The sequence below is a fragment of the Roseburia sp. 499 genome, assembly GCF_001940225.2.
Classification (GTDB): domain Bacteria; phylum Bacillota; class Clostridia; order Lachnospirales; family Lachnospiraceae; genus Petralouisia.
In genome coordinates this window covers 74,572-96,496 of sequence record NZ_CP135164.1, presented here as the reverse complement: position 1 = coordinate 96,496, position 21,925 = coordinate 74,572, and the positions used below count along the sequence as shown (strand labels likewise).

Sequence of the window (21,925 nt, the reverse complement as noted above, 5' to 3'; positions counted from 1 at the left end):
TTATAACGCCTTTCCTGCTGCAAATATGAACCGTTCCGCTTCATATAATGGACGCATAGACGCATCCGTATATTTCATAATCTCCGCCAATTTTTTCTTCTCTTCTTCACTACATAGCAACGGCCGATAATTAAACTCTTTTAACTGCAATCCATACCGGTTAAAAAGTTCCACGATTTCATCCAGCGTAAATCCCTTTTCCACGGAACGAATACATTGACGGTTATCCACAGAAACCAGCAATGTGCCTCCCGGTTTTGCACATCTTGCTGCCCTTTTCAACACTTCTTCTGCACTCTCATACTTTTCCAAAACATGATTTAATAGGATGTAATCGTATTTTTCGTCATAATCGGAATTTCCTTCTACGTCTATTTCTAAAATATCTTCACATCGCACCTCAGCCACTTGTTTTGCAAGTTCTGCCAGTTTCTCATTTTCTTCAATACCACACACTTTGCTCTGTGGATATCTGCTTTCAATTCTTGCAAGAGATGCTCCCAGCTTACAGCCAATCTCTAAAAGAGAAAAATCAGGCTTTACAGGCTTTATCATATCTAACAACGCCATCTCTACATAGCTGTATGGTATAAAATCTATACCATATTTATCTGCCAGTTTCTTCTGATTCTCTAACAGTAATTTTGTATACTTCTCGTTCTGCTTTCCAAAGGACTTTCCTCCATGATGAAAAATAAAACTGTTTTTACACAATAACAATTCATAACCGTTTTTCAATAAACGGATGCTTAAATCATTATCTTCATAATTTCCCGGAGAAAAACGAGTATCCAGCACCTCCGGTACTGCATCCTTTTCCTTTCCCTCTGCCACTAAAATCTTATTCATAGCAGTTCGTTTGATGAGCATGGCGAATCCTACCAGCCACCCCTTTTTCTCATAAGGATATTCCATCTCTACATTATTCTGTTCTGCAAAGGCAAGCCATTCTTCTAATGTAGTAAACTGCTCCGGCACCTGCTGATAATTTACTACGTTATTGGAAACACTGCCTGTTGCTCCCACCTTTTCATCGGAATATAGTCCTTCCCGTAACCAGAACAACGCATCCTTCGGAACCACCGTGTCATTATTTAAGAGAAAAATATCTGCTTCTTTCTCGGCTGCTGCAATTCCCTGATTGCAAGCATACGGAAATCCTTTATTCTCCTGATTCACAATCAAGGTAATATCCTTTTGTTCTGCAAGCCACTCTGTAACACCATCTGTCGAAGCATTATCCACTACAATTAGTTGATATGTTTCCGCCGGATTGTTGACGCGGATACTCTCAATACATGCCTGCGTTAATTCTTTATTGTTATAGGATACTATAATAATCGCCGTCTTGGGATAATCTGTCTGTTTTTTGCTATATTTCATCATAAGTTAAATTCCTTTTCCTTTAAATATCCCCAAAATGTCTGCGCCTGCGTTAATGTTCGTTCTGCCACTTCTGTTCTCCAATTGAGTTTAAAAAATGATGTTTTCCGTGTCCACTCCTGATACTTCTTTTCATCAAACTTTCGATTCAGATTTTTCTGCAAATCAAATACAGCAGTATCACTTACCGGACATTCATCCATCATTTTATGTATCTCAGGAAATGTATCGTATTCTAATGCAATTACATCATCCATCCAAAAATAGTTAATCAGCGAATCATTCATTTCCCAATAAAACCATAAACCTTCCATGAGAAATCGCGCAAAAAGACTCTTCGGTTTCAAACGCAACAAATTACATGACCAACGTCCCTGAGATATATCTGATTTCCATATACTTTTCGAATACTTTAACGTATAGAAATCTTTTTCAAACATACTTTCTTCCATGTTATCCGCTACATAGTAAGTTGCATCCAACCACAGCCCACCATAACGATATAACAACTCTGCCCGTAACATATCCGACAAATGTGTCAGTGTTATCTTACCTTCCTGAAACTTCTTAATAACTGTATCTGTAAATGTCACGTATTCTCTGCAATTTTCTAGCGTAATCAACCGAAAAACTGCCTTTTCGCTCGGGATACGTTTTCGAATACTATTAATGCATGCCTTCACAAGTTCAGGTGCCGACTCTTCTCCCTGCCACCAGCATACCCAAACCGGTATTTTTCCTTCAAAATCATCCTTTTGACCAAATTCTTCCGCCAGACTTTTCACAGAATCCAGAGAACCGGTATGGGATTCATAAAGCTGAAGTAATGGCTTTAAAGTAGTTTTCATATACTGATACTTTAACTGCATTCCCTTAATATCATTCAAAAAATCTTTCGTTTCTATCATCTTAACATATTCTTCTCGAATGGAATATTCCTGATTCAAAAGCCAGACCCGAAATAAACGTTCCGATAAGAACCCCATGACCCTGCCCTGATAATCGTCATATTTTAAAAAATCAATTTGCTTTTCTGCTTCGAACAGAATATCAAACAGCCATGCACAATATTTGTCAAAAATTTCTTTTCGGGTAATCCACATATTTCCCATGGAAATCAAATTCGAATTCATTGCCATCTGAAATGCAGTTGAATATTCCGGATATTTTTCCTTTATAATCTCACCACATAGCAACAAATCTTCCACATCATGTCTTGCCGCATAATGCGCTTCCATGCTCCCTTCTTGCGCACATCTGCTATCAGGAATAATTATGTCGTAGCTTTGCAGAAGTTCCTCAATGTATTCTTTCTCTAAAATCTGTTCATCTTTCACGAAAAATCTTCTGTAATGACAAATGCCAATAATATCACAGTTTACATTTTTCCACAGCCAGTACAATCCTGTCAGTTCGCAGTAACTACTGTTTTTTTCTGAGATAGAATCCCCTGTATCATCCCCCACATAACCAAGGTCTTCCTTTCCTTTTCTTCCTACATGAAGAGGAATATAGATATCATTTTGAATTGGCTCTATCTTTTTATGTGTCATAACATAAAGTCTTGTATCCATATTCCGACCTCCTATAGGGTAATAAAGCGATATGACCTGCCATCTACCGTTATTTCCTGTTCCGTTTTGAAAGCTACCATTTCCTTAACTTCTTCCAAATTCCAATCCGTCAGAAGATAAGAAACATGCGAAGATAACCAGTTCCACATAAGGGGCATTTCCTCCTTATGTGCCAGCTCTTCCACTTGTATCATAACTGCCAGTTCATACTTCTGATGATTTTCTGAAGAAAAAATTTCCTCCGGTTTGTATATGGCATCGTATATCGTGTTCCAGACCGGACACACAATTTCCGGAAAAAAATCTACTCCTACCATTTTCTTATCTGCTGGAATCTCTTTATCCTTGACCTGTCGGGATACACTTCCAATTCGTTTTAAAAACATTCCAACATCCAGAATACTATCTGCCTCTGTCCGGTCGATAACTTCAAAAAATGCATATATGTCCGTTTCATATGTAAGTATCATTTTATCCATGAAGTACTACCTCTCAGCCTTTCTTGCCCGAAAAATATACTGGTATATTTGAAATTCTTCTTTCGGAGCAATTCCCGGTATTGTCGCCAATGCATCCAACATCTGCATTTCTTGTGGTGTAATCTCCTCTCCTGCAGTTCCGGATAAAGCTTCAATTCCCAGTCCGCATCCCTCAAACATTTTAGCAATACTGTTCAATGTGAAAAATCTAATATGCGTTCTATCCAGAATCCCTGCATCCTGGTAATCTAACTTTCCCTGCAATAACGGCAATAATGCAGATACATGCATAAAGTTAGGCACACTGCATAAGAATGCTCCACCTTTTTTCAAATATGGCATCAAGCGTTTTACCGCGTTCTCTGGTTCATGCAAATGCTCAATAACATCAGCTAAAATGATATAATCAAACTGTTCCTCGGTATACGGAATCTCCATTGTTTCAATATTTCCCTGAATAATATCCAGATAATTTGCACCAATTTCTGCCACACGATCCACAATTTCAATTCCACAGACCTCTGCCTTTGGCCAGAAATACTGTATTTTAGCCAGTGTTGCACCCATACCGCATCCCACTTCTAACACTTTGATAGGCTGATCTATATTATGGGTAATCAGATTTATAATCTCCAAACGCGCCCGGGTATAATATCTTATGTCAAACTTCCATTTTTCTTTTAATTTTTCCGCATTTCTCCATGAAATGTGATTCCATGATTCCTGAAATTTTCCATTTCCCGAACCATAATGATAAATGAAACTATTCTTACATAACAGAACTTTCCAGCCGGCCTTGTTCATTCGGATTCCCAAATCGTTATCCTCATACTGCCCAGAAGAAAAACGTACATCCAACAAACCGATATTATCCAGTGCTTCCCGCTTTAACATCAATGCAAATCCCACTAAAAATATTTTTTTCTCATATGGATTTTTTTTCGGAAGATTATTCCTTGCTCCAAAAGCAATATACTCTTCCAGTGTATCATATTTTTCCACTATCATCTGCTCATTCATGACATAATTGGAAACACTACCGGTCGCACCGACCGCATCATTTTCATATAACCCCATTCTCAACCAAAAGATTGCATTGGGAGTAACTACCGTATCATTATTGAGAAGAAAAATATTATTTTCCGGCTCTGCTATTTTTATTCCCTGATTACATCCATAAGGGAATCCTTTATTCTCGGAATTGCATATGAGTTTAATATCATCCTGCTCCTCCAGCCACTCTCTTACTCCATCGGTGGAATGATTATCCACTACTATCATCTCATAAGAAGAAGCTAAGTTGTTCTGTCGAACACTTTCAATGCATTGCTGTGTCAGTTCCTTTACATTATAGGACAACATCACAATTGATGTCCTTTTCACATTCCATTTTTCACTCTTCTCAACAGCAGCTTTGTATTGCAGAATAATATCCAAATCTTCTTTCTTATCACAATAAAACTCTGCATTTTCATAACAAAGCCACGCCTGATTTACATTTTTCTGTTCATAATAATTCCCCAGCAAAAGATATAACTCATAGTTTTTATAATTATAAAGCAATCCCTTCCGGATGCTCTCGTATGCATCTTCCATCTGCCCTTTTTGAAAAAATATAGTAGCTGCCAATACTGCCAGTTCATCTGTCCAGACATCATTCTGATGTAATTGAAATTCCTGCTCTGCCTGTTCCCATTCCCCTGCATTGATTAATTCAATTAGTCTTCTGTACACGATATATCTTCCTCCATCCTGTTCTACATCGCACATTCAAATATTTTTGTCAATAAAAAGTCATACGAAAACTCTTCCTGAACCTTTTTCCAACCGCGATAAGCAATCTCTTTTCGCTGCTCTTCATGTCGTAAATAATAATCTGCCTTCGCTAGCATATCTTCTTTGCTTTCAAACATTACAACTTCCTGTCCATCTATAAAATATTCTGCAAGCTCCGGTTGATAATTTGATAATAAAAATCCTCCAGCTCCCATAATGTCCAAGGCACGAAGCGGTATTCCACTCACAATAGACCGAAGCGTTATATTAAGATTTATCTTAGAACTGCGAAATACCTGTGGCATCTGCCTGTCATAAGAAACAATTCCTCCCGGTTCTACTCCCGGTACAAGCCCCACATCCGAACCGGTATATAATTTAAATCTGCCTATTGTAGCCAGGGCAGACATCAAATCTCTTCTCTCTCTGCACGTAACCTCGGCATTTATCATATCGGCATATAATTGTCTTGTAGTAACCAGATAAGATTCATCCAGATTCATGTGTATATATTTCTCTAACTCTTTTATAATCTCATCTGTTAAAGTTTCCTGTACCAGATTATATCCATAAATCTTCTGTTGTGATTCTACAACTCCATCAATATATCCCTTCAAATACTCCGGTAGATAATTGATCTGACGATACATGTTCTTCTCGTAAAGACTTCCCACAAAACTGATATCCTGTTGATATTCTGCTTCTCCCGAAAAATCTCCCAGTAACTTATTAAGCCGAACAGTATTTACCGGTAATGGCAGATGATAGAGATGATTCGGCTTGATTCGTTTCACTTCTTCATACTGCACCTTATCAAAAACAAAAATACTGGTATATTCACTTTGTACTGCCGGTGAGAATAAAGTAAGATGCGGCATATCATATATCCAGGCTATATATCTTTTTCGCAATCGCTGTGCCGACTTTGCAATGATTGGAAAAAAATCAAATGAGAAAAAGATATCACATTGATGTTCCAGAAATATATGCTCCAGATTTACGGTAAACTCTTCGTCTTCTTCATAATTTTTCAATGGAATATGACACTTTACGACAGTATGCCCCAGACGTGTCAATGCTTCCATCATGTCATTTTCTGAATTTTCAAGCCATGTATAATAAAATATTTTCACTATATTCCCTTCTTCCCTCAACCTTTTCCCCAGAAACATACCACTTCACAGGCACATGAGTCCGGTGCCACTGTTCTACAAACCGCTCCATATTGTCTCCTACAATAATAACTTCTTTAAACTGCTTATACAACTTATCTTTCATATCCCACATCATATGCATCGGCTGTTCCAAATAAAAAGTCTCAATATGCATCTGGTCTAGTTCTTCTAAAATATCTGCATCATACTGCTGCACTACCAGAAAAATATCATACTGTTTCCGCAATTTCTGACACAATTCAAAGGCTTTCGGAGTTTGTCTTGCTATGCTATTTACTATCAGCAGAACCTGTTCTTGTCCCGATTTCTCCCAACTCTCATCCCGTACAATCAGCGGCTGCATATGTTTTACTTCTATACTTTGCTGCTCAGTCATTACTTCCTGAAAAGAAAAAAGTTCTCTTTCTTCCTGTTCTTTCCCATGTATACGGCAAAAACTAAGCAATGTTTCATATACTCTCTTGCGCTTCCGGCAGTAACTGATACACACAATACATATTGCATATACGGAATAGTTTTCTATAATCTCACTTAATACCTCATCATCTATTTGGGCATTGTATTCTATCCGCTTCAATAAATGTTTTAACCTTCGAAGATAATCCAAAGTATCCTTCGCATTTCCTCGATAAATCTGTTTTATGGAATTGGTATTCTGCTCTGTACCAAAAATGCTGCTAACTTGACAGTATTCCTTTGCCCAAAGCTGATTTTTCACGCCTGGATTGCTGCATATTGCAGCAAATTCCGTCATTTGTCCACTATTCAAATGACTTGCTAACATCGCTGTAAGCGCTTTCGCCAGCTCTTCCATTTCCCGCTTATTCTCACTGATGTGCTCTGTATATTCAAATGGATATATGTCTTGGTATTCTTCCACAAATTTTTGACGCCATTTATCATAATCCTTCAGCCTGCTATATCGATTATCGTGATAACACCAATATTCTTTCTGCTTAGGAACCACAACTTTTAAACCTTTGCGCAGAAATTCATAGCACTGGGAGATATCATAATAATCCCATCCCTGGAAAAGATCTTCCCGCCATGGAATGTCATACTGTGTGGCAAGTAATAAGCCATCTAAGGCATCCACTTCACAGATTCCACTTTCGTAACCTTGAACAGAATCTAAATTATCATACACTTTCCCTGTATTCCATCCATCAACTGCAAGACCATCTAAAGGCATCTTTCGTCGGCCAACACATCCCAGGATACCGATTTCCGAATCAGATTGAAATACTTGCAATAATTCATGGATAAAATTAGGATTGATAATGAATGTGTCCTGATGAAGATAAACCTTATACTTTGCATCACTACGGTTCATTCCAATATTATAACCCGAAGCCATGGAAGACGCGTTATAAATTGGAATAATTTCCGTACTATAACCTCTTGGAATTTTTAAATTTCTTAAATAAAATAAGCACTCATCTGTTTCCTGTTTATCATTGCTACAGATGATAAATGCAATTTGATACGGATTCATGTTTTCCTACTTTCTCTCAAATAACTCATTTTTCCTGCGCTTTAGTTTTCAACAGTAACCTATCAATTTTTCCATTTGCATTTAACGGAAGCTCACTTTCCAATAAAATTTTCCCTGGCAACATATATTTAGGTATTTTCCCCTTCAAAAATGCAAATATATCTTTTTCTGTTTTCTCTTTTTCGACAACACAATATAATACAATTTGGTTTTCTACATTATCATATATTGCACAACACTGTCTCATTTCTTCCATCCCATATGCTGCAGTTTCGATTTCTCCTAACTCTATTCGATATCCCATATGTTTTATTTGAAAATCTCTTCTACCAACATACTCTAATTCCATATATTCATTATATCTAACAATATCTCCCGTACGATATATTCTTTCCTCATAAAGATTATTTAATGGATTTATTGTAAATGCTTCCTCTGTCTTAACGCTGTTATTATAATATCCATTTGCAAGACAACTTCCCCTTATACACAACTCTCCTTCCTCGTTTTTTTGCACACGCTGATTATTTTCATTCAAAACAATAATATCTGTATTTTCGCACGGCTTTCCTATTGGAAGTGGCTCTTCATCTGTAAACTTTCTATCCACTTCATAATAAGTACATGCGTACGCGGCTTCTGTTGGTCCATATAAATTCACAAATTTCGCATTTGGATAATAACGCCTCCATATATTTAAATGTTTATTAGGCATAACCTCACCACAAAACATGACGAGACGTAATTCTTCTATGCTTTTTTGTGCAAAATAATCTCTATTTGTCAACATCATCAAAGCGGATGGCACCCATATTAACGTGTTTATTTTCTTTTCGTTTATATAATCAATTAATTTGTTTGGTAGTAAAAACAACATTTCAGGAATAATCTGTAATGTTGCTCCTGAACATAGCGGAGTATAAATATCCGGCATCGACGCATCAAAATAAAAAGGCGCCTGATTTCCCAGCACAGATGTTTTATCAAATTGAAAACGTTCACACTGCCACTCAATATAATCGATAATCGCTCTATGGCTAACAACCACTCCCTTGGGAATCCCTGTAGATCCAGAAGTAAATAGAACATATGCCGGATCTGTGTCTATAGTATTCTGGCTCCATTTTTCCACACTCCCCTTTGGTATTCTTTCACATACTTCTTTTTCCAGCAAAATTATTTTTCCTACAAACCCTGTTTCCTGTAATAACGACACTAAATTTGACGTAGTAATAGCTATCTCCGCCTCTAATAATCCGATAATAAGTTTCAATCTCTCTTTTGGCATTTTTACATCTAGTGGCACGTAATAATTTCCACTATACAAAACTCCCATGAGTGCCACATATTCCATTACACTTTTTGTGCAAAACACAATAATTGGCTTATTAAAATACCTCAGGCGCTCTGTATGAATGTGCTGCGCTATATTTGTTGCTCCAAAATGTATCTCCTCAAAAGTTAACTCTACTTTTTCCTCTGCTACTGCCACTTTATCTTTTTGCTCTCTTAGCTGTCTATCCAGATACTGCACCACATTTGTTATCATATCATTTACCTCAAATTAAGCTTTTTACAAATTCTATTATACTATTCAAATTTTCAAAATCTTCTAATTTTAAATCATCTAATGGGACTTCTACATTATATTTCTCTTCTAATTCTGTTATCAAAAGTAAAAGTCCCATAGAATCCAAAATATCTTCTTCTAATAAATTTGTTTGTTCGTTAATATCCACGTAAGGATTTATATCCTTTAACATTGCTAATATTTCTTCCTTCATTTTTATATCCTCCTCTATCTCTTTTTATAATACTATATTTTACATTACACATTGCTTGTCTATCCGTCCATAGGTTACTTCTTTTGTTTGATCCCTAAAAGTAACTTTGTTTATATATAATTCCGCACTATTTAACAAATACTCAATTACACTATTTTACACTTTGGTTACCTAATTCCTTTATTTTCTCTATTATATAACCCGCAAACCTTTTTCTTCCAGTTGTATAAATAGCCTCATTTACTACATTTACTGCTGAGAATTCTTCTTTGCTTAGTAAACTGCTTGCATCAAAAAGTGGTACATGATATTTCATTAACAATTCTTTTAAGTCATCACACTTTTCTGCATAAATCTTCTCAAACCCTTTCCCATATACTTCTTTAGCTAATATCATATTCATTGGTTCTATAACTAGAGATATTTTTATATTGTTCTGCTCTGCCCACTCAATTATCTTATCCAGATACTGAATTTCCTCACACTTTTTGTCCAACTTTTCTGCTATACTAATATCTAAGTATGATTTTAATACTTCATTATGTCTCAGACCGCTATCTAATCGTGCAGGACTATACTTATTTTCTAAATTATAATCTATTGATCTCTCCTTCGCTATGTCATACCCTATGCACAATTCTTTTTCTGTCTGTATGTCTCCTAGTTCCAATACATATTCTTTTAATTTTTTTATCAGTTCTGGTTTTTGGGTACGGGGTAAAATGTGATGAAACGATGTAAGGGTTTCCCAACTCACTATTATAATCAAATTTCTCAAATTTGGATTCTGATACATCTCTGTTCTTATCAAATAATACATATTTCGCATTCCCAAACATGTCATACCTAAAATTTTAATTGCTTTCTGATATTTTCTTTTTATCATCTCAGATAAATCTTCACTATTTCTGTCGTCTATAGGCAGTGTATGCAATATACTTGCTCCTACAACAAGAACTTCATTATCATATTTTTGCTTCAACTCATTCATCAAATCATTATAATCCGAAGATACTAAACTGAAAAAATCTTCTTTCTCTTTAAAACTTAAATCAAAAAGCAAATTTCTGACTTCATCCTGATATTCCATAGATATCACGATATACGTCGATTCTATGTCAATCTTTTCAAATGACATTATCACATGTCCTGACAAACTTTGTCCCTGCTTTTTCCTATCGTTATCTATATATATAAATTCATTTTCCCCTAAATCCTCAAGAATCATTCCTGCAATGATTCCTCGAACGCTCGCCCCCCAGATAGCAATTTTTTTATTACTTGCTTTATTTAATACAATCTTTAATTGTCTTTCAAAAGATAAATATGTACTTTTTTCAATTGTATTTAATGCCCACACACAAATGCTCTCCTTCCAGTTCATTTCTCCTTTATTTTACAAAAAAATCATAGTTCTTCCAATATATTATTTAAGTTTTCCTGTATTACTTCTTCCTCTGGATATAATTCATTTGCAGTTGTCAACAATACCACTGTATTTTTTACATCACCCCTTGCGTAACAACAACATGCTCTTGAAAACAAAACATCACAATCCAACCTCATCGTTTCCTCAAGAGTTTCTAGTATTTTTTCCACTTCATCATATGCACCCTTTGACAATAACTCGTTCATCTTTATTTTCAAGTCATATTCCCGTTTTTCTGTTTTTGTATGCTGTTCTATAATTCTCCTTGCATCCAAAATTGATGTGCAATTTTCCCCCAGCAAATATTTAATACAGAAATTTACCAATTCGTTATCACGCGCAACAGTATTCTTTTCCGATATACTTGCAATAATATAAAGCATCATATCGTATTTATTATTCTTTTTTTCAAAAATAAGCTTTTTAGATATAAAACACTGACTAAAATTATATTTATAAAACAAAAGTTGTGTCTTTTCCTGCATGCTTTCTTTTGTGGAAATATTGTAAATCTTTTCTAATCCCGCATGAATTTTGTGTTCCCACATAACTTTAATATCATTAGAAAATACGCCTATATATTCCCTATATACCTTATCTTGTAACAAATTTTCAATATACTCTAGTCTATCTTTTAATAATAATCCTTCTACATTTGAAATCATTTTCAAATCTATTTCTAAGCCTCCCAAATGTATAATGCTCAATTTCTCAAAATTGGCCTGGGTGCTTTTCTCCCAAATTTTTAAAAGGCGGTTACCTTCAAAAAAAATTGCATCATAACTTAAATATCTATCTTTATAATAACTCGTCCTTGTTATCGAATTATTTCTGACTCTATAAAAATATAAAGGCTTGTCTATACAAACACAACTCTTTGCAACCTGTAATATCCGAAGACATACATAGGTGTCTCCTCCGATCGATATATAAGAAGGTCTATCATAAATATAATCTAAATTTTGTACATAAAAGTCCCTTAAAATTATCTTTCCCCATACCGGTCTGAATACATTATAAAAATCATCAATACTATTTCCCAACTCGTTAATATTTTTGTCAGAAAAGGCTTTTGGTACAACAATATTACTTATTTGATGCGGATTATCACTAAAAAACTGCACCGATCCAGCTGCAACAATATCTATCTCTTCCCCACCAGTCGCTTCATACAAAGCTTTCAAATAATCCCTATGCAAAAAATCATCACTGTCTAGCTCTGTTACATATTTTCCCTTGCTCTTCTTCAATAAATCTAAATAATTATATTCTCCTTCCCGACTCGGTTCTATTTTATTATAATTCTTTCTATTTACAAACAAACGAATTCGTTTATCTTTCTTTGCGTACATTTCCAATATAATCCCTGTATTATCTGTGGAACCATTCTCCAAAACAATCCATTCAAAATTTTCATACGTCTGGCTTAATACGCTTTCTGCACACTCTCCTATATAATCTTCGACATTATACGCCCTGGTGATTATTGATATTAGTGGTTTTTCCAATGTACTCATTTTCTATTCCTCTCTGGTGCAATATATTTTTTCATCCACTCTTTTTCAAAATCCTGTATATATTCTGAATAAAAAAATACATCATAATTTACAATCAAAATTTTCTTTATTCTCTTTAATACCTGGTAACAACTCCTCAACTGATTCTTCTCAATCTTGTTACACATAGAAATCATATATGACCATTCGCTATATTGTGCATAATCTGCTATAGATGGCAATTTGGCACTAAGCCATTCCGTTCTTTCTCGAAAAGCCGCCAAATATTCTTCTAACTGGTCCTCTGTCAATAACAAGTCGTTTGTAGTAAACGCGGAATTATTGCTTTCATGTCTTCTAAAACAATATTTTGGTTCTCCACCTGCTACCACACATTTTGCCAATGCAAAATGTTTATACACAACAGTAATATCATCATATTTTCCATCTTCACGGAACGGAATCTGATCAAACAATTCCTTTTTTAGCAATTTGGTTGGATATGCTGCATTGTACTTCTTCCTTTTCAATAATTCAATAACACTCTCCCCACTATTCATAACTAACACTTTATCAAAACAACAGTTATCGAAAATCTTACCTTCAATTTCTTTCTGAGAACCACACAATACAATATCAGCGTTATAATCTTTAACAAAATCTACCAAGTATTCCAGCATATCTTCATACATCCAATCATCATCATCGATAAAAGCTACATACTCTCCAGTTGCCTGTCTCAATCCAAAATTTCTTCCAGCGCCAATACAACACTTACTAATATGATATGGTTTAATTCTTTTGTCCATTTTTGCATAATACTCTACAACTTCCCCACTCTTATCTTCTGAACCATTATCTACTATTATAAATTCAATATTTTTATATGTCTGATTTAAAACAGATTCTATTGCTCTCTGTACCAGTTTCTCTCTATTATATGTTAACATGATTACACTAATCTTTATTTCCATATACATCCCTCCCTTTCATCCCATTCCTTTTAAACCAGCTTCCTAATAGCCTCATATAATAATTCAGTCATTCTTCTTCTACCAACTTCATTTGCTGTCTCATCCGGTGTTTCAGGCTCTGCAAACATATCTACTCCAAGACAATAACTCAAGTCCAACAATTCCTTCTTATTCTCTTCTACAATCTGTCTGATTTTTTCCAAATTCTGTTTGTACTTTACTTCAAATTTTTCCCCTAATAACTTTGTTCCTACAGTATAATTTACCGGTGGCACAAAAGGAATCACGTCTATATTTTCCTCTCTCGCTTTTTCAAAAATTTTGCGAAGATACACAAGTCCTTCCGTCTCTACATTTAAGTTATACATATAGTTAATTCTAAAATAATTCTTGGCTTTTATTTCCTTTGCTTTTTCCCCTTCTGTCTGAAACTTATGTGTAAAAAACTCCACTTGTATGTTTTTGCTTCTTTCTTCCACAACCCTCATATATTCTTCAAATTCTTCATCTCTATTCTCTGTTTTATTATAGACCATCCGTAGTAACTCTACATGCTGAGATCTAGGCAATAAATGATGTTTCCCGGTCAATGTATCCAAATTCACCATAACTAGCAATACCTTAGGTTTCATTCCGTTACTAATCTGAGCATTTAATACATTGTAATGTGCCCGTAATCCCATTCCGTGCATCGCTAATACTTTTGTTCTATCTTCACCGCACTTTGCTTTTATCATCTCTCCCAAATTAGTTAAATCTATATCTTTCATAGAAATTTTAGAGAATTCACAATCTCCCATAATAAGAATTTCACCTTTATATTCTCTTTCAAATTCATTTACATATTTTTCATATAAACAAGACTTTATTGTAAAAAAGTCCTTGTCTTTTATATAACCTTTTTCCTGTAATTGTTTTTCTATGTCTGTGCTCGCTTCTGCTGAAATCAAAATTTTTGCCTTTTCTTTCATCATTTTTTGATACAACTCTTCAGGAGATATAATAGGAAATTCATCTATCACCCCTCCCCACTTTTGTTCGTTATTATCAACAAAAATGATATCATGGTAATTTCTTTTTCTAAAAAAAAGCGAAAATTCTGTTCCTCTAATCCCAGCACCCCATATTGCAATCTGTTTCTTCTCAACAATCTCTTTCTTCCTATCCAGCCATTCACAAAACGCCTCATAATCTTCTCGATTTGTAGATGTTACAGGCCACGCAAAATTAATAGACTCCTTCAATTCATTCTCCTCCTATAGTATCTCCTGTATCAGTGTAACTATTTTTTTTCTTCCCTGCTCTCGAATTCCCTCATTAGTAGAACGTAAACAAATAAAATCATCCTTTTTTAAAACATAACTCAAATCTAGAGTTTTTCCTTTTCTCTCTGCGATATGCTTTATCACTATATCTCTTATTGCTTCATATTTTTGATAAAATACATCTCCAAAATATTGTTCACCCATTTCATAATTTACCGGCATAATTACATATATATTTTCTATTTCTTCTCGCACACACTTTTCTATCATTTTATCCAAATATTGTATGCTTTCTGAATCCTCCTGTAACCTATACAAATAATTCAGTTTCATATGTATGCGGCGTTCCTGTTCAATCCTCTGCTCCGAAAGATTATCTTCTCTGTTAGGTGAAGTTCCTATATCTATTATTGAGTTTTCACTTCTGTTTTCCACAATCTCTGCAAACTCTTTTGCCTCTTCAGTATCAATCTCTGAAATATTTTGCAAAGCTTTAACCACCTCAACATGCTGATTTTTCGAAAACAAATGGTATTTCCCATAAAAAATACTTAAATCTAACAAAATTAACGTTTTCTTTAATGACGACATTTTGCACAAATTCATCAAAAAAATATTATAATACAAACGCATGTATATTCCATTCATGCCTAAAACTTTTACCTTGTTTTTCTGATACAACAAATCTGCTATAGATTTCTTCATTTCATCTGTAACTGAAATATTAACTGATGTACAATCTCCCAAAATAAGAGTATCTGCATCACAGTCTTCTGAAAAATGCTTTATTAATTTCCTTTCTGAACAGTTGGTTAAATTATACCATTCCTTTCCCTCAGTATATCCCATTTGTTCCAACTGTTGCATGCAAGAGAAATAATTTTCTATTGCCAAAAAAACGAAATATTCGTCCTGGTTATCCACAAGTTCCTTTGGTGAAATAACAAGTTTATCTCCAACTTTCTTTTCCCATTTTTTCGAATCATTATCGCAAAAAACAAATTCTTGTATTCCCAGACTCTTTAACGTATAGCAAAATTGTAATCCCAAAATCCCAGCACCAAATATCACAATTTTTTTGTCCTTTCGTGCCCGGGAAGTTTTTAAAACCGCCTGGCAGAAATTATCGTAATTTTCTTTTGCCACACATTCTATTAATCTATTACTGTTTATTTCTTCCATCGCTTTTCAATTCTTTCTAAAATTTCATTTTCATAACCATCTAAAATATCATTTTCCGTTAATACCGTATTCTGTGGAATATAGCAATTACTACAAACCACATTATTATTTCGGGTTTCTTTTAACTGATGAATGATAAATTGTCTCCTCTTTTCACTTTCCCAACACTCCTTTAGGGTTACTTCTTTTATATTTCCCAAAACCATTGGTGGTTCAATATTAGTACATGGAAAGACTGTACCATCTGGCAGGACATTAATAGTGTAAAACATTAATGGACATATTTTTTGTCGTTCATTCTGCCGACCATATTTGTTATATGTTTTAGTTTCTCTGATTGCTGCATTTTCTTCTTCAATATCCCACAATGGTACTATCGTTTCTACATATACCCGGTCTGCGATAGGTGTAAATTTTTCATAAAATTTTTCAGTATCCCCTTCTTCTAATGCAGCATCTACTACCTTAATGCAAATTTTCGTATCTTTTTTTATCTGATATAAAAACTTAATATTGTTATAAAACTTCTCATAATCAATAGCAACACCACAAACCTCTTGATATTTCTTTGTATTCATTCCTTGCAATGAAATAATAATTCTATCAATATTACTTTCTGCAATCTTTGTACTTAACTCTTCGTTCAGCAACGAAGCATTCGTATGTATTTCTACGGATTCCGCTACATTTCTTTCCTTTGCATATGCCAAAAACTCCGCAAATTTAGGATGTGCCAATGGTTCTCCATTATGAGACAAGGAAAAACGTTTAATACGCCCTTTAAATTCTAACGCCTGATCCACAATTCGATGAAAGACGTCTTCTTCCATCAATTTATTTTTTCCATAATAAAATTCCTTTTTCCCCATTCCTCTAAAACAGTAATTGCATCTAAAATTACAAACATCACTAATATCTGCCATTATGGTGAACGGTGTATCAAGTGGTAACGTTTTTCCTAGACACACACGCTCTGTATTGTATGACGGCTTTATTTTCTCTTCTTGCATTTTCTTTTCCTCGCACTATTAGTATTTATTCCCATCTCTTCCATGGCGCATTTCCCGCATACCAAAGTTTTTCCAGCATCCCTTTATCTCTCATCGTATCCATGCACTGCCAGAAACCATTATGCTTATATGCTGCTAACTCTCCATCAAATGCCAGATTGTTCAAAACTTCTTTTTCAAAAACCAGTCCATCCTCATCTCGCAGATACTGAAACACTTTAGGTTCTACCACCATGAATCCACCGTTAATCCATGCACCGTCTTCTTGCGGTTTTTCATCAAATTTGTCAATACCTGCACCATCCTCATTAAAATCCAGAACCCCAAATCGACTTCCCGGTTGGATTGCAGTCATAGTAACCGTTCGCTTATTTTTCTTATGGAACTCTAACAACTCATCAAGATTCACATCACTTACTCCATCGCCATAAGTGAGCATAAATGGTTCATTTCCTACATATTTATGTATTCGATATATTCTTGCACCGGTCTGTGCCTTTTCCCCCGTATCTACCAGGGTTACTTTCCAGGGTTCTGCAATATTATTATGAACAATCATCTCATTTCCATTTTTAAAATCGAAAGTGATATCAGACCGATGTAAATAATAATCTGCAAAATACTCCTTTATTACATATCCCTTATATCCGCAACATATCACGAATTCATCAAATCCGTAAGAAGAATAATACTTCATAATATGCCATAAAATAGGTGCTTCTCCAATTGCAACCATCGGTTTGGGTTTAATTCGGCTTTCTTCACTAATTCTTGTTCCCAAACCTCCTGCCAAAATCACTACTTTCATATCTTTTTCCTCCCAATCCATGTACTTTAAGACAAATTTACAACAATCTCACTATTATATTTCTCATCAGTTACACCTTCTACAACATCTCCCCTCGGCATTTCATTATTATACTTGTTTTTTACCGATACTCTTTCTCCCTTTCCTGCCAAAAACCATTCATATTCTAAATCAACATGTCCTATATCAATTGCCTGATAACCATGTTTTGTTAAATCATATGCAAGAACTCCGGCAGAAGGTCCCATTGCAATCAGGAAAAGCACTCCTTCCTCTGCAATCTCCAAAGATGCTTTTAAAATATCATCATACTTGTCAAAAGAACTTGTGGCCGGAGCCAGAATACGACGAATAGATTTTGCATTCTCTAATAAATCGTTCCCCATTCCCATTCTGGTCAATGCACCCTCTACAATAATAACATCTCTATCTTCCCAAATCCTTTTCAGATTCGCAAATCTTTTTGCAGTCTCTTCTTTTCCATTTTCTTTCATTATTACATACGGCCGAGACATATATGCATTATAGTATATCTTTTCACTACTTAGATACTGCTGATGCATTTCCCTTACTTCTTTCGTCATATAAATCCGAATACTATCTGCTGACGTTTTATTATACTTATCCAGATTTCCATAGTTATCTGCTATCCCGATTAAAATTCTGTCATCATCTGTCCGTATAACCTCTTCTAATCGCTCTGCTAATTTGTTATCCAGTCTCTGAAATTTTTGACGGCAAACTTTTGACATAAGTGAAAATTCACCATCACCAAATCGCGCCATTGACTTTCTTTCCTCTACGATTTTATCTATCGTTTTTTCACAACTTTCAATATGTGGAAAAAAAAGTGTTTGCCCATCTACTCTGGGATCTAATATCTCATATTTTACATTATCAATAATTGTATTCATCTGCATAATATACAGATGTGCATTTCCCAAAGATTCATTCATTTGGCATATTACCTGAAACATCTCTTGACTGCTTTGCGAAATCTCCCTTAGAGTATTCTTTAAAATAGAAATTTCTTCTTCTAATTTTCTTTCATCACACATGCACTTTTTCCTCTCCACTGCTTTTCTTCTTCTATCTTAACTTCTGGCTTTTACCACATATTGATATGTATCATACATATACTTTTCTACATTTTGAGATATTTCCAACAACTTCATTTCCAACTTCTCCTGTTCTTCTGTCAGATTCATTGTTGTGCTCCCAATTTCCTCCATTGTATATCCTTCTTCTTGGAACATTAACAATATTTCATAATACGTAAAGAAATGAATATGTGTTCTATCTAACAATCCCATATCTTGATATTCAAATCTTCCATTGAGTAATTGTTGCATTACTGAAATATGCATTACATTTGGTATGCTGGCTATGATGTGTCCATGCTCTTTTAATAGGTTCCGTTTACAAAACCATATTATTTTCTGTGGGTCTCTTAGATGCTCCAACACGTCGCCAAAAATAATATAATCAAATTTTTCTTCAAATGGTACATTCTCTTCTTCGATATTTCCTTCTTTTACATCAACCAAATATTTTGCAATATTAACAGCTGCTCCATTGATTTCTAATCCATGGACCTTACTGTTAGGATATCGGCCTTGTATTTCCAGTAATGTTGCTCCCAAATCGCAACCAACTTCTAAAACATGAAATTCTGCCTTTATGTCCTCCACAATTAAATCCGTCAAATTACTGTTAGGAATTCTATTAAAATAATTCATATTCCAATTATCTTTTAATATTTCCCTGTCATTTTGATTGTTGGTTTCTGCAGCACCACTATTTCCAGCACCGAAGTAAAGATCAAACGTAATTGCATCATCACATACAATCGCATGATTTCCTTCTTTTATCATCTTTAATTCATAATCTACTAATACATTCTGAGGCTCAATTAGTTTTTCATTAAACTTTCCATTTTTCTCCAACATTTCTCGTGAAATGGCCCACATCCCTGCATCTATTCCTACAACTTTTTCATAGACACATTCTGTTTTCTCTCTTATTAACTGTTCTTCCAACGCAAGCATATCTTCTACCTTATCAAGCGACAGATATTGTACTCCTCGAAAACCATTTGATTTTGGGCCTGCTACACCATTTCCATTCACACTTACAGCCTCTGACAACTTTGCCAAACAATTTTTCCCCGGTATATATCGCATATCCATAAAAACAACGATTTCATCCAGCTGAAAATTATCTACAATAGCATTCCATACTGTTCCATACCCTTGTTTTCCCTCATCAAAAACAATGTAGTCATATCCCATTGTTGGCAGTATATCCGCTGTTCCATCATCTGAGCCGTTATCAACAAGAATAATTCTATTGACCTCACTTATTTCTCTCAGCCAGTTCAAACAAACTTCTAAGAGTTCTTTTCGATTATACATTGTTATTGCAAGTGTAATATTTCTCTTCTCCATTTTTTTCCTCATTTTTCATTTCATATATATAATACAAAACAGGGACACCACTTTTAAAAGCGTCCCTATTTTTTATTCCTAAATCTCATTCAATTTTTGCAAAAACGGAAGCAATTCCGTTTCCATTACTTCTCCTATCAACAAATCATTCTTTGCATTAACAGCATCATTTAATTTTACAATAATATCATTCGTCGATTCCTTGGATATAACTTCCTTATCACGATTCAAATATTTCATTGTTCCATTTATTACTTGAATCTCCCAGTTAATTCCTTTAAAAATATGCTGCAAATACTCGTCGGTATCCTCTTTCTTCTCACCCTTTAGTTCTGGGATAATTTCTTGCACTGCCTTTACCACCTTGACATTGTACCCTTTCAAAGTCTCAAGTGCCTCAATTTCTTCCTTGAATTCGTTTTCCATCTGTCTTTCTCCTTCCATGGTTATTGTATGTAGTATATATCGGTTTTTCCCCATATATCTTAATATCTACCACTATATTCTTTTATATTTTCCTACTTTCTCCATACCATTCGATTCACAATTTCCGTATAACTCTGAATGATTTTCACCACTTTTACACTGACATTTTCTTCCACGTAATCAGGTACATCTACCGGTAAATCTCCCTGCGCATACATAGCAGTTGCAAGTTCTACTGCCTGCAATACACTTTCTCCTGTAATACTACCAATTGTAAATACTCCTTTATCCATTGCCTCCGGGCGCTCTGTACTAGTTCGGATAGATACTGCCGGAAATTTAAAATATGCAGCCTCTTCCGGCACAGTTCCGCTGTCTGATACCACGCAAAAGGCGTTTCGTTGCAAACAATTATAGTCATAAAATCCAAATGGCTGCAACGGTCTTACCACTTCATGGAATTTAAACCCTCTCTTTTCAATGATTTTACGGCTTCGTGGATGCATACTATAAACAATTGGCATCTGATAATATTCTGCCATGGTATTTACTGCATTCATCAATTCCATAAAATTTTCTTCCTGGTCTATATTTTCCTCTCTATGTGCAGACAACAAAATATATTTTCCCTTTTCCAATCCCAGTTTTTCTAACACTTTGCTACCTTCAATTTTATCCAGCACACCGGAAAGTACCTCGGCCATAGGGGACCCAACTACATAAGTCCGTTCCCTCGGAATTCCGGCTGCATTCAAATACCTTCTGGCATGTTCTGTATAACAAAGATTTACATCACTGGTAACATCCACAATTCTTCGGTTAATTTCCTCCGGCAAATTCTCATCAAAGCACCTATTCCCCGCCTCCATGTGAAAAATTGGTATTTTCAAGCGTTTCGCAGAAATAACACATAAACAAGAATTGGTATCTCCAAGTACAATTACCGCATCCGGCTTTTCTTTTGCAAATAACTCATAGGACTTCGCAATGACATTCCCCATGGTTTCTCCTAAATCTTTTCCAACCACTCCCAGATAGTAATCCGGTTTGCGCAGCCCCAGTTCTTCAAAAAAAACTTGATTCAACTCATAATCATAATTCTGCCCTGTATGCACTAATATATGATTAAAATATTCATCGCATTTTTTTATAATTGCAGACATTTTTATAATCTCCGGTCTTGTTCCTACCACTGTCATTAACTTTAATTTTTTCACTATAC

General features: G+C 34.9%; 19 protein-coding genes. All 19 read right to left on the bottom strand.

Annotation, left to right across the window (positions count from 1 at the left end; translation table 11 throughout):
- A complete protein-coding gene (locus tag BIV20_RS00530) occupies positions 1–1,386 on the bottom strand; it encodes a glycosyltransferase (RefSeq protein WP_075721637.1) in 1,386 nt (461 codons plus the stop codon).
- Positions 1,383–2,957: a DUF4422 domain-containing protein gene (locus tag BIV20_RS00525; RefSeq protein WP_075721638.1), complete on the bottom strand. Its 1,575-nt coding sequence runs from the start codon at positions 2,955–2,957 to the stop codon at positions 1,383–1,385. Before BIV20_RS00525 ends, BIV20_RS00530 begins: the two co-directional genes overlap by 4 nt.
- 11 nt (positions 2,958–2,968) lie before the next feature.
- Positions 2,969–3,436 (bottom strand): hypothetical protein, encoded by a 468-nt coding sequence (locus tag BIV20_RS00520; RefSeq protein WP_075721639.1) that lies wholly within the window; start codon positions 3,434–3,436, stop codon positions 2,969–2,971.
- 6 nt (positions 3,437–3,442) lie between these two features.
- Complete coding sequence (locus BIV20_RS00515; protein WP_158024945.1) at positions 3,443–5,170, bottom strand: bifunctional glycosyltransferase family 2 protein/class I SAM-dependent methyltransferase; 1,728 nt, start codon at positions 5,168–5,170, stop codon at positions 3,443–3,445.
- A gap of 23 nt (positions 5,171–5,193) precedes the next feature.
- The gene (locus BIV20_RS00510; protein WP_075721640.1) at positions 5,194–6,345 is read right to left on the bottom strand and encodes a glycosyltransferase family protein; all 1,152 of its coding nucleotides are present in this window, start codon (positions 6,343–6,345) and stop codon (positions 5,194–5,196) included.
- Positions 6,317–7,882 carry a glycosyltransferase family protein gene (locus BIV20_RS00505; protein WP_075721641.1) on the bottom strand — a complete coding sequence of 522 codons (1,566 nt, stop codon included), beginning with the start codon at positions 7,880–7,882 and terminating at the stop codon, positions 6,317–6,319. The genes BIV20_RS00510 and BIV20_RS00505 overlap by 29 nt, the downstream gene beginning before the upstream one ends.
- A 25-nt stretch (positions 7,883–7,907) precedes the next feature.
- Entirely contained in the window at positions 7,908–9,431 is a 1,524-nt protein-coding gene (locus tag BIV20_RS00500; protein WP_075721642.1) for an amino acid adenylation domain-containing protein, read from the bottom strand.
- A gap of 10 nt (positions 9,432–9,441) precedes the next feature.
- Positions 9,442–9,666 carry a phosphopantetheine-binding protein gene (locus BIV20_RS00495; protein ID WP_075721643.1) on the bottom strand — a complete coding sequence of 75 codons (225 nt, stop codon included), beginning with the start codon at positions 9,664–9,666 and terminating at the stop codon, positions 9,442–9,444.
- Between the two features lie 151 nt (positions 9,667–9,817).
- Positions 9,818–11,026 (bottom strand): hypothetical protein, encoded by a 1,209-nt coding sequence (locus tag BIV20_RS00490; RefSeq protein WP_143524566.1) that lies wholly within the window; start codon positions 11,024–11,026, stop codon positions 9,818–9,820.
- 47 nt (positions 11,027–11,073) lie between these two features.
- Positions 11,074–12,612: a glycosyltransferase family 2 protein gene (locus BIV20_RS00485; RefSeq protein ID WP_075721645.1), complete on the bottom strand. Its 1,539-nt coding sequence runs from the start codon at positions 12,610–12,612 to the stop codon at positions 11,074–11,076.
- Positions 12,609–13,565, bottom strand: a complete 957-nt coding sequence (locus BIV20_RS00480) for a glycosyltransferase family 2 protein (protein ID WP_075721646.1) — start codon at positions 13,563–13,565, stop codon at positions 12,609–12,611. Before BIV20_RS00480 ends, BIV20_RS00485 begins: the two co-directional genes overlap by 4 nt.
- Before the next feature lie 29 nt (positions 13,566–13,594).
- Entirely contained in the window at positions 13,595–14,809 is a 1,215-nt protein-coding gene (locus BIV20_RS00475; protein ID WP_075721647.1) for a hypothetical protein, read from the bottom strand.
- A 12-nt stretch (positions 14,810–14,821) separates the two neighbouring features.
- Positions 14,822–16,012 (bottom strand): hypothetical protein, encoded by a 1,191-nt coding sequence (locus BIV20_RS00470; RefSeq protein ID WP_075721648.1) that lies wholly within the window; start codon positions 16,010–16,012, stop codon positions 14,822–14,824.
- Positions 16,000–17,022 (bottom strand): radical SAM/SPASM domain-containing protein, encoded by a 1,023-nt coding sequence (locus BIV20_RS00465; RefSeq protein WP_075721649.1) that lies wholly within the window; start codon positions 17,020–17,022, stop codon positions 16,000–16,002. Before BIV20_RS00465 ends, BIV20_RS00470 begins: the two co-directional genes overlap by 13 nt.
- Before the next feature lie 25 nt (positions 17,023–17,047).
- Positions 17,048–17,830 carry a glucose-1-phosphate cytidylyltransferase gene (rfbF, locus tag BIV20_RS00460; protein ID WP_075721650.1) on the bottom strand — a complete coding sequence of 261 codons (783 nt, stop codon included), beginning with the start codon at positions 17,828–17,830 and terminating at the stop codon, positions 17,048–17,050.
- Positions 17,831–17,856: 26 nt separating this feature from the next.
- Positions 17,857–18,888, bottom strand: coding sequence for a GT-D fold domain-containing glycosyltransferase (locus tag BIV20_RS00455; RefSeq protein ID WP_083655262.1), 1,032 nt, complete (start codon positions 18,886–18,888; stop codon positions 17,857–17,859).
- 36 nt (positions 18,889–18,924) lie between these two features.
- A complete protein-coding gene (locus tag BIV20_RS00450; RefSeq protein ID WP_075721651.1) occupies positions 18,925–20,277 on the bottom strand; it encodes a bifunctional glycosyltransferase/class I SAM-dependent methyltransferase in 1,353 nt (450 codons plus the stop codon).
- 78 nt (positions 20,278–20,355) lie between these two features.
- Positions 20,356–20,703: a hypothetical protein gene (locus tag BIV20_RS00445; RefSeq protein WP_075721652.1), complete on the bottom strand. Its 348-nt coding sequence runs from the start codon at positions 20,701–20,703 to the stop codon at positions 20,356–20,358.
- Between the two features lie 92 nt (positions 20,704–20,795).
- Positions 20,796–21,920 (bottom strand): non-hydrolyzing UDP-N-acetylglucosamine 2-epimerase, encoded by a 1,125-nt coding sequence (wecB, locus tag BIV20_RS00440; protein WP_075721653.1) that lies wholly within the window; start codon positions 21,918–21,920, stop codon positions 20,796–20,798.
- Positions 21,921–21,925: the final 5 nt, after the last annotated feature.